At 67.2% G+C, this 15213-nt stretch carries 11 protein-coding genes; 4 read left to right on the forward strand and 7 right to left on the reverse strand.

What is annotated here, in order from left to right:
- Positions 1-190 precede the first annotated feature (190 nt).
- The 5 genes from RI032_RS12300 to RI032_RS12320 all read right to left on the reverse strand — a co-directional run bounded on the left by RI032_RS12300 (position 191) and on the right by RI032_RS12320 (position 6688).
- Positions 191-2488 carry a TonB-dependent receptor gene (locus RI032_RS12300; RefSeq protein ID WP_057503953.1) on the reverse strand — a complete coding sequence of 766 codons (2298 nt, stop codon included), beginning with the start codon at positions 2486-2488 and terminating at the stop codon, positions 191-193.
- A 159-nt stretch (positions 2489-2647) separates the two neighbouring features.
- On the reverse strand, positions 2648-3172 hold the full coding sequence (locus tag RI032_RS12305) for a hypothetical protein (RefSeq protein ID WP_010480836.1): 525 nt from the start codon (positions 3170-3172) through the stop codon (positions 2648-2650).
- Positions 3173-3379: 207 nt separating this feature from the next.
- On the reverse strand, positions 3380-4120 hold the full coding sequence (gene phbB, locus RI032_RS12310) for an acetoacetyl-CoA reductase (RefSeq protein WP_005419193.1): 741 nt from the start codon (positions 4118-4120) through the stop codon (positions 3380-3382).
- 24 nt (positions 4121-4144) lie between these two features.
- Positions 4145-5473 (reverse strand): CitMHS family transporter, encoded by a 1329-nt coding sequence (locus RI032_RS12315; RefSeq protein WP_010480829.1) that lies wholly within the window; start codon positions 5471-5473, stop codon positions 4145-4147.
- Positions 5474-5548: 75 nt separating this feature from the next.
- On the reverse strand, positions 5549-6688 hold the full coding sequence (locus RI032_RS12320; protein ID WP_322548269.1) for an OprO/OprP family phosphate-selective porin: 1140 nt from the start codon (positions 6686-6688) through the stop codon (positions 5549-5551).
- A gap of 239 nt (positions 6689-6927) precedes the next feature.
- Here RI032_RS12320 and RI032_RS12325 point away from each other — a divergent pair, with 239 nt between their 5' ends.
- The 4 genes from RI032_RS12325 to RI032_RS12340 are packed head-to-tail and all read left to right on the forward strand — an operon-like array spanning position 6928 to position 10732.
- The gene (locus RI032_RS12325; RefSeq protein ID WP_019337115.1) at positions 6928-7617 is read left to right on the forward strand and encodes a response regulator transcription factor; all 690 of its coding nucleotides are present in this window, start codon (positions 6928-6930) and stop codon (positions 7615-7617) included.
- Positions 7610-9001: a sensor histidine kinase gene (locus RI032_RS12330; protein WP_322548270.1), complete on the forward strand. Its 1392-nt coding sequence runs from the start codon at positions 7610-7612 to the stop codon at positions 8999-9001. The genes RI032_RS12325 and RI032_RS12330 overlap by 8 nt, the downstream gene beginning before the upstream one ends.
- Positions 8998-10053 carry an ABC transporter substrate-binding protein gene (locus RI032_RS12335; protein WP_322547067.1) on the forward strand — a complete coding sequence of 352 codons (1056 nt, stop codon included), beginning with the start codon at positions 8998-9000 and terminating at the stop codon, positions 10051-10053. The genes RI032_RS12330 and RI032_RS12335 overlap by 4 nt, the downstream gene beginning before the upstream one ends.
- A gap of 28 nt (positions 10054-10081) precedes the next feature.
- Positions 10082-10732 carry a response regulator gene (locus tag RI032_RS12340; protein ID WP_005414428.1) on the forward strand — a complete coding sequence of 217 codons (651 nt, stop codon included), beginning with the start codon at positions 10082-10084 and terminating at the stop codon, positions 10730-10732.
- 456 nt (positions 10733-11188) lie between these two features.
- On the opposite strand, the gene RI032_RS12345 is transcribed toward RI032_RS12340, so the two are convergent.
- Both RI032_RS12345 and RI032_RS12350 read right to left on the reverse strand, forming a co-directional pair.
- Positions 11189-13831 carry a hybrid sensor histidine kinase/response regulator gene (locus tag RI032_RS12345; RefSeq protein ID WP_322547068.1) on the reverse strand — a complete coding sequence of 881 codons (2643 nt, stop codon included), beginning with the start codon at positions 13829-13831 and terminating at the stop codon, positions 11189-11191.
- 66 nt (positions 13832-13897) lie between these two features.
- On the reverse strand, positions 13898-15067 hold the full coding sequence (locus RI032_RS12350; RefSeq protein WP_322547069.1) for an OprO/OprP family phosphate-selective porin: 1170 nt from the start codon (positions 15065-15067) through the stop codon (positions 13898-13900).
- Positions 15068-15213 lie beyond the last annotated feature (146 nt).

Below are 15213 nucleotides of genomic sequence, written 5' to 3' on the forward strand. Positions count from 1 at the left end.
TCTTGCTTTCCATTGCCTCCGCGCGGGCGCGGGGAACTGTCCAGCGGGGGTAGGCAGGCCCATGCAGGACCGTGAGGCGCATGGATGCGCCGATCGAGCCCCCAAGGACGGGTTTACGGCGTGTCCTGCATGGGCCTGCCTACCCACGCCATGCAGGAACAATCAACGCGCCGCAGCGCCCGCTTTCGATTTAGAACTCCGCCGCCACCGTCATGAACAGCTGCCGCGGCGCGCTCGCATGGATCGCATACCGCGTGCCCTTCGGATCGGTCGGCGCGAACGAACTCAGCTGGCCGGCATAGCGCTTGTTGGTCAGGTTGGTCGCGTTCAACGACACCCGCACGTTGCGCAGGCCAAGGCCCGGGCCGAAGTCGTAGCCCGCACCGGCGTCGAAGGTGGTCACGCCCGGCACCGACTGGTCGTTGGTGTAGGTGTAGTAGCGCTTGCCGGTGTACTTGGCACGCAGGCTGGCGAAGAAGCCATCGCGGTTCCAGCTGATCTCGCTGGAGGCCATGCGCTGCGGCGTATCCACCGTGATCTTGCCGGCCACCGGCACGATCGCGCCGCCCGAGGTGTAGTCATCCTCGTAGGTGGTCTTGTTCCAGGACAGCGCGTTGTACCACTGCAGGCCGTCGATCGGCTTGAGGATGAAGGTCAGCTCCGCACCGTGGCTCTTCACCGAACCGACGTTGATGAAGCGCGTCACGCACTCCGGACGCGTGCCGACTTCGATGCTCGAGCACGGGTTCAGCGACAGCAGGCGGTTGTCGAACTTCACGTTGTAGGCGGCGATCGAGGCCTGGTACTTCTCGCCGAAGGTACGGAAGCCGGCTTCAAGGCTCTTGGACTTCTCCGGCTCCAGGCCGGCGCTGGCCGCGAACGATTCCGGCGACACCTGCAACGGGCCACCGCTGCCGCCACCGACGAAGGCGGCGATGTTCTCTGCGTACGAAGCGAACAGCTCGTTGTTGTCGTTGAGCTTGAAGCCCAGGCCCACCTGCGGCAGCACCGACTTCTTGGCGGTCAGCGTGCCCGAGGCGATGCGGGTTTCCACGCCCGGCTGGGCGGTGGCGCGCATGCGGGTGTTCGGGCTCTTGATACCGACATCCACGGTCAGGCGCTGGTCCAGGAAGCGCATGCGGTCCTGCACGTAGAACTGGCGCGTGCGGATGTCGAAGTCCTGGTTGAACAGCAGGCGGTCCGGGTTCTTCAGGTACAGGTCGTCCAGGAACGGGCCGCTGATGTAGTAGAAGTTGCGCGACACGTTATGGTCGTTCTGCTCGTACCACAGGCCGGCTTCCAGTTCGTGGATGCCCACCGTCCACGACAGCGCGGCGGTCAGGCCATCGCGGTTGATCGTGTAGTTGGTGCTGCGGATCGAGATCGGCAGCATCTTGTCGGTACCCGGGTAGGACGGCTGGCCCGGCGCCCACCAGTGGCCCTGGCCACGGTTGTCGTGGTGGTAGGCCAGCAGCTTCAGGCGGCCCTGCTCGCCCAGGCGCAGGTCGGCATCGACCGAATAGAGGTTGTCGTCGCGCAGCGCGCGGCTCTGGTAGTAGGCATCGTCGATGCTGTTGACGCCGCCGCTGAACTTGCAGCGTGCCTTGTTGTAGGTGCCCGGTGCGCAGTACGCGGCAGCGACAGCGCGATCCCAGTCCGGCGCATAGATGTTCCAGTCGTAGCCCAGGCCACGTGCCAGCATGTCCTTGGACAGGTAGGCGTAGTTGGCCTGGCTGGCGCGCGAGGTCGCCACGAACGCACCGAAGCGGTGGTCGCCGACATTCCACACGGCCTTGGCGTTGAACTGGCGGGTGGTCTGGTTCTGGTACGGCGCGGCCCACATGTCCTGGTCCTGGTGCACGCCGGACACGTAGGCCGAGAAACCATTGATGTCGCCTGTATCCACGCGCAGGTAGCCGCGACGCTGGTTGTTGTCACCTACGGTGACGCTGGCGCGTCCACCGAATTCGGTGGACGGGTCCATCGAGAAGTACTGGATGGTGCCGCCCAGGTTGCTCGTCGACGCCACGCCCAGCGAGCCGATGCCCTGCGACAACTCTGCGCCGGCCAGGTTCTCGGCGATGATCGCGCGGGCAATGCTCAGGCCGTTGTAGTTGCCGTAGCTGTTGTCACCCAGCGGGATGCCGTCCAGCGTATAGCCGAGGCGGCTCTTGTCGAAGCCGCGCAGGCTGATGGTCTGCGATTCTTCGTTGGCACCGAAGGCGTCGTTGGACTGCACCGACACGCCCGGCAGGCGGTCGAGGATCTTCTGGCCGCTGGTGCCCGGCGGCAGCACCTGCTTGTCGACGGTGGTGATGCGCTGCACCTGGCGGGTCTCGCCCTGGCCGATCACGGAGACGGTATCCAGCGTCTGCGCGCTCAGCGCGGCATCGGTGCTGGCGCCGGTATCGGCGGCGGTGGCGGCATGGGCGCTGGCGGCGGCGGAGAGCGCGATCGCCACGGCGATCGTCAGGTGTCGGGTCTGCATGGTGGTCCGTTGCATTGGGGGTGGTCACCGGCACGCGTGCCGGTGCATGGCCACTATGCGAACGGAACATGAAACCTTCTTTACGAAAAACCAACGAACGATGCAGGGCAGTGGTGCGTGTCCTGCAACATGTTCGTCATGGTGGTAGGCCGGTGGGAATCAGAAGCGCTCCCCAGGCCAGCTCAATTTGAGCTGGTCCATGCAGTCACGGTCATGTTCGGAGAATGAGAACCCGATCTGGATGCCGTTCACTACTGTGCCGAACACCGTCGACTCGTCCAGGCTATGCCCTGACGGCACGGAAAGGACATTGAAGTCGGGGTAGCGACGACCCATCTGCTTTCGCGAGATGCAGGCGCCGCTCAGCCGCAGCGTAATGCCTTTGATGATTCGCCCCGACGCGTCGGTGTAGATCTGGCCAGAGGGCCCCTTGATCCTCCCAGCGACCACGAATGGCGCCAGATCGATGGTGGCGCTGTCGCCCCGGCCCATTCTTGCTTCCGAACGCGAGCCGGCCGGAGCCAGGGGTGATAGCTGCGCGACAAGGTCAGAGCGTGACAGCTGCAAGGACCAGCGCTCCACGAGCCGCCAGGTTGCATCCGCCTCATCCGCAGTGGCAGCAGGTGGGGTGGCCGCCAGTGGCGGGGTGGCGACCACGAGAAGCGCAATCAGCAATGCACGCATGCCAACCTCCTTGATCCGCGATTCCGGCCGTTCATCCATCGGGCTCGGCGAGCGTTGGCAGGTATAGCACCGGTTCTGCCGATGTATCGGGCAATACGTCCCGAAAATGCAGAAACAAAAAGGGGCCGGATCCCCCTCGCAAGCGAAGGTTCACCGGCCCCGCGCACTCCGTGGGGGAGGCGGTCCACGCCTTGCGTGGAGACGGGCTCAACCCATGTACAGACCGCCGTTGACCGGATAGTCGGCACCGGTCACATACGAGGCTTCATCCGAGGCCAGCCAGGCGCACAGGCCGGCCACTTCCTCGGGGCGGCCCAGGCGACGCACCGGTACCGACGCCGCCAGCCGGTCCAGCACATCCGGCGGGAAGCTGCTGATCGCCTGGCTGGCGATGTAGCCCGGCGACAGCGTGTTGACGGTGACGCCGCGCGAGGCCACTTCGGCAGCCAGTGCACGGCTGAAACCGTGCATCGCGGCCTTGGCGGTGGCGTAGTTCACCTGCCCGATCTGGCCCTTGTGGGCGCTGACCGAACCGATGTTGATGATGCGGCCCCAGCCACGCGTGGCCATGCCGTCCACCACCTGCTTGGTGAGGTTGAACAGCGCATTGAGGTTGGAGGCGATCACCGCGTTCCAGTCTTCCACCGTCATCTGCCGGAACAGCAGATCACGGCTGCCGCCGGAGTTGTTGACCAGCACATCGACCTCGCCCACTTCCGCTCGCACCTTGGCGAACGCGGCGCTGGTCGAAGCCCAGTCGGTGGCGTTGCCTTCCGAGGCGATGAAATCGAAGCCCTGTTCGCGCTGCTCGCGCAGCCAGTTGGCCTTGCGCGGCGAGTTCGGCGCGCAACCGGCGACCACGGTGTGGCCACTGCGGGCCAGGCTCTGGCAGATGGCAGTGCCGACACTGCCCATTCCACTGGTGACGTAAGCGATTCGAAGCGTCATTGCAGAAGGCTCCTTGGCAAAGGGTCAGGCGGCGAGGGGATACAGGCCGAACAGCAGGCTGCCGATCATCAGCAGCATCGAGATGGCGATGGCCCACTTCAGGGTGAACTTCTGGTGGTCGGCGAACTCGACCTTGGCCAGGCCCACCAGCAGGTAGGTGGAGGGCACCAGCGGGCTGAGCAGGTGCACCGGCTGGCCGGCCAGCGAGGCGCGCGCCATTTCCACCGGGGTGATGCCGTAGTTGCTGGCCGCCTCGGACAGGATCGGCAGCACGCCGAAGTAGAACGCGTCGTTGGACATGAAGAAGGTGAACGGCATCGACGCCACCGCCGTGATCACCGCCAGGTACGGGCCCCACGACTCCGGAATCACCGCCAGGAAGCTGTGCGACATCGCTTCGACCATGCCGGTGTTGTTGAGGATGCCGGTGAAGATGCCCGCGGCGAAGATCAGCGACACCACCGACAGCACGTTGCCGGCGTGGTTGACCACACGGCGGCGCTGCTCGGCCAGGTTCGGGTAGTTGATCACCAGGGCGATGGCGAAGCCGACCATGAACAGCACCGGCATCGGCAGCACGCCGATGATCAGCGCGGTCATCAGCGCCACGGTCAGTGCCAGGTTCACCCACAGCAGCTTCGGCCGCTTGATGTCTTCGGCATCTTCCACGGTCGGCAGCGCGTTGCTGTCGTCGGACACGCTGTTGTCCATCCAGCTGCCGCTCTTGGGCAGGGTCACAACACCCAGGCGACGGCGTTCCTTCAGGCCCAGGTACCAGGCCAGCAGCAGCACGCCGGCGCAGGCGATCACCATCGACGGGATCAGCGGCACGAACACATCGGCCGGGTCCACGTGCAGCGCGGTGGCCGCGCGTGCGGTCGGGCCGCCCCACGGGGTCAGGTTCATCACGCCGCCGGCCAGGATGGTCACGCAGGTCATGTTCAGCGCGTTCATGCCGAGACGCTGGTACAGCGGCAGCATCGCCGAGACGGTGATCATGTAGGTGGTCGAGCCATCGCCATCAAGCGAGATCAGCATCGCCAGCACCGCGGTGCCGAGCACGATCTTCATCGGATCGCCCTTGACGAAGCGCAGGATCACCCGCACCAGCGGGTCGAACAGGCCGGCATCGATCATCACCCCGAAGTAGAGGATCGCGAACATCAGCATCACGCCGGTCGGTGCGATCTTCTTGATGCCTTCCAGCATCATCTCGTCGATGCCGGCGCCGAAGCCGCCGATCAGCGCGAACAGGATGGGAATGGTGATCAGGGCGACGAGCGGCGATAGGCGTTTGCTCATGATCAAGTACATGAACGTAATGACCATGCCAAAGCCGAGGATGCTCAGCATCATCTGCGGACTCCTTGCGAATACAGGACGTGGGGGAGTGGAAGGGGCCCGGGCGGCATACCCGGGAATTCGGGCTTAGAAGTCGTACTGCAGGCGTCCGGTGACCGCGCGCGTGCGGTCCACCGTCACCCCGGCCAAGCGGTCGCGGTTGCGGCTTTCGATCACGTTGAGCATGAAGCGCAGGTTGTCGCGCAGGTACCAGTTGCCACCCAGCGTCCAGGCTTCGGTGCTGCCACGGCGCAGGTCCGGCGCACCATCGAGATGCTGCGCACCCCACATCTGGTCGTAGCGCAGCGCTACTTCGAAGGCACCGGCCTTGTGGCGGATGTCCTTCACCCGCGCAAAGCGGCCGGTCTTGCGGTCGTAGGCGCGGCTTTCGCCGGTAATGAACCAGCTGACCATGCCGTAGGCGGCCATCACGTCGCCACGCTGCGCACCGTCATCGAAGGTAGCGCCACTGAACTCGCCCTGCCACGACAGCGGGCCGCGCACCTGCGCGTATTCCAGCGACCACTTGTTGACGTCGGTATCGCGGCCGGCGGAGAAGTCGACCAGGGTCAGGCGGCTTTCATCGGACAGGTGGCCGGCCGGGCGTGGTCGGATCTTCAGGCCCGGAACGCCGTTCGCGCCGGGGTTGTCATAGGCCTCGCGGGCCAGCGACAGGCCCAGGTGCAGCACGTCGCCATCGGCGGGCGAGGGCGCCCAGGTGACACGGCCACCGGCAGCACGCCCCTTCACCTGCCAGGCGTCGATGCTTTCCAGGCTGTAGATGCTGGCGGCCCAGGTGAAGTCACCCGGATTGGCCTGCCACGACGCGCCCAGCCGGTACAGCGGCGCCAGCGTGGTGCCGGCGTTGCCGCGCTCCAGGAAGCTGCCGTAGTTGGAACTGGTGCGGTCATCCAGCGAGAAGTACTGCTTGAACTGGCCGACGGTCAGCTTGCCGGCCTTGCCGAAGCTGCGCGCCAGGTACACGTCCTTGGCCTCGACGCGGTCGCCGGAGAAATCGGCCTCCAGCTTGTAGTCGACCACGAAGAACTTGCCGGATACGTCAACCCACGCGCGGCGGATTTCGGTGTCGTCCTTGTTCGGGGTGCCGCGGTTGTCGTTGTCGAAGGTGGCGAAGTCCAGATGCAGGCGGCCACCCAGGGTGGCGGTGACCGGACGGTCGTCTTCGGCAGCGAAGCCCGGCGCCGACAGGACAGCCAGCGCCATCATGGCGGCAGGACGCCGCCAGGCAAACGTGAATTCCACAAACCCTCCCAGGTGCGCGCCAGGCGCGCGGCAATCGTGGGCACCGGACGGTGCGCGGCCGCAGTCTGGGTCGGGCAAGCTGTCATGGTCCTGTCAACGGATTGTGCGGTGCAGCGTAAAGCGGCTCGCTGCTTCCTGGCAGGGCCCGGCGAGCGCGGCAGCGGCATGCGGTAGCATTCGTTTCCCCTCCCACCCTCCTGCCCATGCGCCTGCTGCTGGTCGAAGACAACCCGGATCTGGCCGATGCGATCATCCGCCGCATGCGCCGCAGTGGGCACGCCGTGGACTGGCAGGCCGATGGCCTGGCCGCCGCCAGCGTGCTGCGCTACCAGAGCTTCGACCTGGTGGTGCTGGACATCGGCCTGCCCAAGCTCGATGGCCTGCGCGTGCTGGCCGGCATGCGCGAGCGTGGCGACAGCACGCCGGTGCTGATGCTGACCGCACGCGATGGCATCGAAGACCGCGTGCAGGCGCTGGATGTCGGCGCCGACGACTACCTGGGCAAGCCGTTCGATTTCCGCGAATTCGAAGCGCGCTGCCGCGTGCTGCTGCGTCGTGCACGAGGCCAGGCCAGCGAAGTGGTGCAGATCGGCGGCTTCCAGTTCGATAATGCCGCGCATCGGGTCAGTCTCGACGGCGAGCCTATCGAGCTACCCAACCGCGAGTACCGGCTGCTGGAGATTCTGGTCGGCCGCCTCGGTCAGGTGGTCGGCAAGGACGAGATCGGCAACGGCCTGTTCGGCTTCGACGACGAAGCCGGCCCGAATGCGATCGAGCTGTACGTCGGTCGCCTGCGGAGAAAGCTGGCCGGCGCACCGCTGCGCATCACCACGGTGCGCGGTGTCGGCTACCTGCTGGAAGCCAGCGATGGCAGCGCCGACGCCGATGGCTGACGCACGCGCTGCGAACGCGGCGCCAGGTTCGCTGCGGCGAACGCTGCTGCTCTACCTCGGCGCGCTGCTGGCGGTGTTCGCGGTGGCGCTGCTGTTCGCCGCGCGCGACTATGGCCAGCGCGCGGCGAACCGTTCCTACGATCACCTGCTGGTGTCTTCGGCGCTGTCCATCGCCGATTCGGTGGCGCTGGTCGATGGCCAGTGGCAGGTCGATCTTCCCTATGCGGCGCTGGACCTGCTGGCGATGGCCCCGGAAGACCGCGTGTTCTATCGGGTGGCCGACAGCCGCGGCAACCTGATCACAGGTTATGGCGATCTGCCGTCGCCGCCGCGCCGTCCGGGCACGCAGCCGCAGCTGTTTGATGCGGCGTACAGCGGCGAGACCGTACGCTTCGTAGTGGTCAGCCGCAGTTTCGCCGCGGCCTCGGCGCAGGGCGAGGTGCAGGTGCAGGTGGGCCAGACCCGGCGTGCGCGCGAAGCCGTCGCGCAGGACATGGTCAATCGCGCACTGCTGGCGATCGGCGTGCTGTCCGGCCTGCTGCTGGCGCTGGTGGCGTTTGGCGTGCACCGCGCGTTCCGCCCACTGGTGCGGGTGGAACGCGAGCTGTCGCGCCGCGAACCGTCCGACCTGAAGCCCCTCGACGCGCGCGTGCCGCGCGAGATGGACCAGATGGTGGCGGCGTTGAACCGCTTCATGGAACGCCTGTCCAGCAGCAACGAGACACTGCGCGCATTCATGGCCGAGGCCGCGCACCAGATGCGCACGCCGTTGGCTGCCCTGCGCGCGCAGGCACAGCTTGCGCTGGACGACGACGACCCCGAAGACATGCGGCGCAGCCTGCAGGCGATCGAGCGCAATGCCACCCACATGAGCCGGTTGCTGAACCAGCTGCTCAGCGATGCCAGCGTGATCCATCGCTCGCACCTGCAGCGCTTTGCGGCGGTGGACCTGGCCGAGACCGTGCACCAGGCCCTGCATGAAGCCCTGCCGCAGGCCGGCCCGGCACCGCGCGTGCAACTTGCGATGACCGCCGAGCCGGTGCAGGTGCACGGCGACGCGCTGCTGCTGCGCGAGGCGATCAAGAACCTGGTCGACAACGCACTGAAGTACGGCGGCGAGGGCCCGTTGCAGATCGCGCTGACCGTGGAAGGCGGTCAGGCGGTGCTGACCATTGCCGACCATGGCGCAGGCATCGCCCCCGCTGATGCCGAACGCGTGTTCGAGCGCTTCGCCCGTGGCGAAGGCGCGCCGTCCGGCGGCGCCGGGCTGGGCCTGGCCATCGTCAAGCGCGTGGTCGACAGCCATGGCGGCCGCATCGACCTCAGCAACCGCCCGCAGGGCGGGCTGGTCGCCACCATCCGCCTGCCACGGAGCAGTCCATGATCCGCCTGTTCGCTGCTGCCGTTGCCTTGCTGCTGGCCCTGCCGGTACTGGCCGCGCCCGGCGACGTACGCCGTTTCCCGGCCCAGGCAAAGGCCACTGCGCAGCTGCGCATTCACGGCACCACCGACATCGAAGTGTTCGCGGTGGTGATCGCCGATTACCAGCGCCTGCATCCCGGCACCGAGGTGGTGTACGAGGACATCATCACCCAGGACCTGTACGCGCGTTACCTGCACGACCGCGGCGGGCCGGCATCGCCGGACCTGCTGATCTCCAGCGGCATGGATCTGCAGACCAAGCTGGTCAACGATGGCCACGCGCTGCCACACCGTTCGGCGCAGACCGCTGCACTGCCGGCCTGGGCACAGTGGCGCAACGAGGCCTTCGGCATCAGCTACGAGCCGGTGGTGATGGTCTACAACACCCGCATGCTGCCGGCCGCGAAGGTGCCGCACACGCGTCGGCAGCTGCTGGACCGGCTGCGCGCCGAGGGAGCTCCGCTGCGCGGCAGGGTCGGCACCTATGACATCGAGCGCAGCAGCGTCGGCTACCTGCTGTCTACCCAGGATGCGCAGCGTGGCAGCATCGCCGGTGCGTTGCTGGGCGCGCTGGGCGACAACGACGTGGTGCGCGAGGAGCGCACCGGCGTGCTGCTGGACAAGGTGGCCAGCGGACAGCTGTCGCTGGTCTACAACGTGCTCGGCTCCTACGCGCAGGCGCGCGTTGATGCCGGCGCGCCGCTGGGCATTGTGGAGCCCGAGGACTACACGCTGGTGGTGCTGCGCACCGCAGTGATTCCGCGCACCGGCCCGCACCCGGAAGAAGCCCGGCGCTTCCTCGACTACCTGCTGTCGCCACGCGGCCAGCAGGTGCTGTCGCGCGAGGCACGGCTGATGCCGATCGTGACCGGCAACGCGCGCGGCGATGATGCGCCGGGCCGCAGCCGCCGCCCGATCCAGCTGGGTCCGGGCCTGCTGGTGTATCTGGACGCGCTCAAGCGCCGCCAGTTCCTCGATGCCTGGCGCAGCAGCGTGGAGTCGGCAGGGCGCTGAGGCTCCGGCCTGCCCGTACAATGGCCGCATGAGCGAATACACCATCCTGATCGCCGATGACCACCCGCTGCTGCGTTCGGCGGTGGTGCAGTCATTGCGGCAGAGCCTGCCGCTGGCGCAGGTGCGCGAGGTCGCCAGCGCCGAGGCATTGGCCGAAGCACTCGACGCACATCCGGATGTGGACCTGGTGCTGCTCGACCTGACCATGCCAGGCGCGCACGGTTTTTCCGCGCTGCTGCACGTGCGTGGCTCGCATCCGGACATCCCGGTGGTGATCCTCTCGTCCAACGACCATCCGCGGGTGATCCGCCGTGCCCAGCAGTTCGGCGCGGCCGGGTTCATCCCGAAGTCGGCCCCGGCCGAGACCATCGGCGAGGCCGTGCAGGCGGTGCTCGATGGTGGCCTGTGGTTCCCGGCGATGGCCGCCGAGCGTTCGGAGGCCGATGCACTGCTGGCCAGCCGCCTGGCGCAGCTGACCCCGCAGCAGTTCCGCGTGCTGCTGTGCCTGGCCGATGGCCTGCTGAACAAGCAGATCGCCTATACGTTGGGCCTGGCCGAGAACACGGTGAAGGTGCATGTCACCGCGATCCTGAAGAAACTCGAGTGCCATAGCCGAACGCAGGCAGCGGTGCTGGTGAAGGCACTGGAGCCCGAGGGCGACGCCGGCATCGGGTTGTAGTTTCCGGCCAACGGCGCAGCCCCTCGTGGGTGGGTTTGGGTTGGTTGCTGAAAGCAGACGCTGCGACCGGCCTCTGACAGATTTCGGTGGCCTGCCACCCACGGAGAAGAAAAAAGATCAGAAGCAAAAGCAGGCTGTCAGGCCGCCTTTTGTAGAGCCGAGCCCACGCTCGGCTTCGCGGACCGGCCGGAAAGCAGCCGAGCATGGGCTCGGCTCTACACGAGCAAGCGCAGCGGGCGACCCGCTTTTGATCTTTTTTCTTCTCCGAGGGTGGACGCGCACGGAACGGGTCCGTGGCCGGGTAGATGGGCTGCACAGGGGCGTGAGCCGCATGGATGCGGCGACCGAGCTTACAGGGACGTACTTGCAGCGCCCCCTGTGCAGCCCATCTACCCGGCCCCACCGATGAACTGCTTTGCGCGACCACCCACGAGGGGCTGCGCCGTTGGCTGGAAACTACCCGCGATGCCGGATCAGCAACTGACTCATCAGCGCCCGCAGCGCCGGCGGCTTCACCGGCTTGGCCATCATCCCCCAGCCTCGCTCGGCGGCCATCTCACGCAATCCCGCATCGCGCTCGGCAGTGACCAGCACCACCGGAGGGCGAGCCTGCCACAGTTCCGCCAGCGTCTCGTACAGCACCGGTCCGTGGTGATCGCCCATGCGCACATCCAGCAGCACCAGCTCCGGTACCGCGCCTGTCGCTGCCAGCTGCAACGCGGCCTGCGGGCCATCGGCCAGCATCACCTCGCAGCCCCAGCGTTCCAGCAGCGCGCGGCTGGCGGCGCAGACGTGCGGATCATCATCGATCACCCACACCCGGCGCCCGCGCAGCGGATTGTCCGCGGCCGGTTCCTGCACCAGCACCGGCGCAGGTGCCGTAGCAGGAATCGCACTGGCGTCGCCGAACGGTACGCCCACCGCGAACACGCTGCCCTGGCCCAGCTGCGAGCGCAGGCGGATCGGATGGCCGAGCAGACGACCGATGCGATCGACGATCGCCAGGCCAAGGCCAGCGCCGCGCTGCTGGCCGTCGTGAAGGCGGCGGAACTCCTCGAAGATCTCGTCCTGCAGCGCATCCGGAATACCCGGGCCCTGGTCGTGCACTTCGATCCACAGCAGGCCTTCGCGGCGGCGGCAACCCAGCAGCACGCGGCCGCGTTCGCTGTAGCGCAGCGCGTTGGACAGGAAGTTCTGCAGGATGCGGCGCAGCAGGGCTTCATCGCTGACCACCACCGCATCGGTATCGACCCAGTCGACCACCAGCCCGCGTGACTGTGCGGCGATGCCGAACTCGCGCGCCAGCGTCTGCAGCAGCGGCCCGAGCCGGAACGCCTGCACACGCGTGGGCAGGCTGCCCGATTCCAGTCGCGCGATATCCAGCAGGCTGTTGAGAATCGCGTCCTGCGCGGCCAGCGCGGCATCAATGTGGTCGCTGGTCTGCTGCTGCGCCGGATCACTCAGTTTGCCGCGCAGCACCGAGACGAACATGCGTGCAGCGTTGAGTGGCTGCAGCAGGTCGTGCACGGCCGAGGCGACGAAGCGGGTCTTGTAGCGGTTGGCCTGTTCGGCTTCGCGGCGTGCTTCGTCCAGGTCACGGGTGCGCTCGGCGATGCGGTGCTCCAGCGCATCGGCCAGCGAACGCAGTTCGCGCGCGGCGTTCTTGTAGCTGGTGATGTCGGCATAGCTGGTGACGAAACCGCCGTCGGGCAGCGGATTGCCGCGGATCTCCAGCACCGTGCCGTCGTCCTTCTCGCTTTCGCGCATGTGCGGGCGACCGCTGCGCAGGTGGTTCAGGCGACGCTCGATGGCCTCGTCCACCGGGCCGGGACCGAGCAGGCCACGGCGTGCATTGAAACGGAACAGTTCCTCGATCGGCCGGCCGACGCGAACCAGGTCTGCCGGGAACCGGAACAGTTCCAGATAGCGCGCATTCCATGCCACCAGCCGCAGCTCGCGGTCGATCACCACCACGCCCTGCGGCAGATGCGCCAGGCTGCGGCTGAGGCCGCTGTCAGCGTCAGTTGCGGCCTGCAGCAGGCCATCCTGTGCGGTGCGCAGTTCCTGTGCATGCTGCTTGAGCAGGGTTTCGAGTTCGCGGCGGCTGCGCAGGCGGTGTTTGGCCAGGCGCCGGCGCTGCTGCACGAACAGCACCAGGAAGCCCAGCGCCAGCCATGCAGCGCCACCGGTGAGTGCCGCGGCGCGGCCGGCGCCGGTGGCGGCACTGGCATCGTGCAGCAGGTGCAGGTTCCAGCCTTCGGCGGGCAGTGGCAGGCTCTGCCACAGCATCGGCTGCGGCAGCGCCGGATCCAGCAGGCGCACCATGCGGCCGCCATCGGCCAGCACGTCTTCGGTACGCGCACGCAGTGGTTGCAATGCGCGGTCGGCGTACTGGCGGGCATCGAGCATCTCGCGGCGCTCGTCGGCGCCCAGCGGGCGCAGCAGCCGGTAGCGCCAGCTGTCACGGTTGGCCAGGAACACCACGTCGTGGTCGTCGCTGGCCAGCACCACATCGGGGCTGCTCAACCATTCCTGTTCCAGCGCCGACAGCTCGACCTTGATCACCACCACGCCCAGCCGCTGGCCGTCTTCCTCGATGGCCTGCGACAGGTAGTAACCGGGCACGCCGGTGGTCATGCCGATGCCGTAGAAGCGGCCGCGGCCCTGCGCCAGTGCCTGGCGGTAGTAAGGGCGGTAGCTGTAGTTCTCGCCGACATTGGTGGTCGGCTGGTCCCAGTTGCTGGCTGCCACTGCCACGCCGTCGTGGCCCACCAGGGTCAGGGTCGAGGCGCGGGTAACTTCATTGGCGCGTTGCAGCTTGAGGTTCAGCCGCTGCCGTTCGGCAGGCGAGGGCGGTACGCGCAGGGCGTGCAGGAGATCCGGATCCAGTGCCAGCACCTGCGGCAACGTGCCGAAGCGGTCGATGCGCTGCTGCAGGCCCTGTCCATACAGCTGCAGCTGGCGTTGCACCTGGCTGCTTTCCTCGCCGAGGGCGCGCCGCCAGGCGTAGTGGCCGGCGGCGACGGCGCACAGCACGGTGCCACCGACCATCACCAGGATGGTCAGCAACAGCATGCGGTGGCGGCTGAGCCAGTACATGGCGGCAGTCTACGCAGGGCCGGCGGGCGTGGCGTGCACGCCCGCCGGGATCTGACGTGGAAGGGGTCAGAAGTGCATCTGCGCGCGCAGTTCGAAGATCTCCGGCGTGCTGTGCACGCCACGACGGCTGGCGTCGACCTTGACGTAGTTGGCCTGGAACTTGAAGTGGCTGGTCAGGTACCAGTTCGCACCCAGGGTCAGGTCGTGCTGGCGTCCGCCGAGGATGCTGTCATCGTCGAGGTCCATGCGGCTGTAGCGGGCCACCAGTTCCACCGCGCCGTAGTCGTGCGCCGGCTTGATGTTGGCCACGGCACCTGCGTTGTACGGGCGCGATTCGCCGGTCAACACCCAGCTGGCCATCGCGTACTGGCCGCTGCCGGTGTAGTCGGGCTTGCCATCATGGCGGGTGACCGTGGCGCGCAGGGCTTCGGCCTGCAGCGAGAACGGGCCGCGGATCCAGATGCCTTCCAGGCCGGTGCGGCGGATCTGGTCGGCGGTGACCAGCGCGCCGGAATCGACATAGCGGATGTCGGTCAGGCCGGCCTCCGGGCGTGCGCGCAGGCGCGCGCTGGCCTCGTGGTGCACGTCGCGGCCATCGCTGTAGCCACGCGGATTTTCCTGCGAGTAGGCCAGGCCCAGGTGGATTACATCACCCGGCGCCTTCACCGGGGTCCACACCGCACGCACGGCCTGGGTGGTGCCGGGGTTGTCACCCTGCAGGTCTTTGCCGCCATAGGCGCCAGCCTGCAGCAGGTACTGCGGGCGCTCCAGCACCCATTCCACACCCGTGCGGCGGCCGGCGTAGAAGGCCTGCACGGGCAGTGCGGTTTCCAGGAAGCTGCCGGCGCGCGAAGACGTGTTCGCGTCCAGGCCAACCGGGGTCTTCATGTAGCCGAAGCGGAAGCGGCCGATGTCGCGGCCGAAGAAGGCCTTGCTTTCGAAGCGCACGAACACGTCCAGCCAGGTGTCGGACTGGAAGTCGTAGTAGACCATCGCGTCATAGACGCCTTTCTTCTTCAGCGTCGCACCGAATTCCTTGCGGCGCACGGCGTCATCGTCCTCAAGGCCGCTGCCCGAGGAAAAATCGTTGTAGTCGTAGGCGATGTTGGCGGTCGCGGCCAATTCGGTGCCGTCGCCGAAGGCGTACCTGGTCGGCCAGTTGTCGAAATCGGCAGCCGAAGCGAAGGCGGGAAGCGCGGCCAGCGACAGGGCCAGCAAGGTGGGAATCGGGCGCATTAGGTGCGGCTCTCTCAGATTGCGTGTGGACAGGACAACAACGGCCGCAAGGGCCGGAACTTTCGCAATGACGCGCCCGGCCGTTCAGCCCGGGCCACCGGCCTCCCCGTGATCGGGCGGTGCGGCGCCAGTGTAGGCATCGCGGC

The organism is Stenotrophomonas geniculata, from assembly GCF_034508895.1.
Taxonomy (GTDB): domain Bacteria; phylum Pseudomonadota; class Gammaproteobacteria; order Xanthomonadales; family Xanthomonadaceae; genus Stenotrophomonas; species Stenotrophomonas geniculata.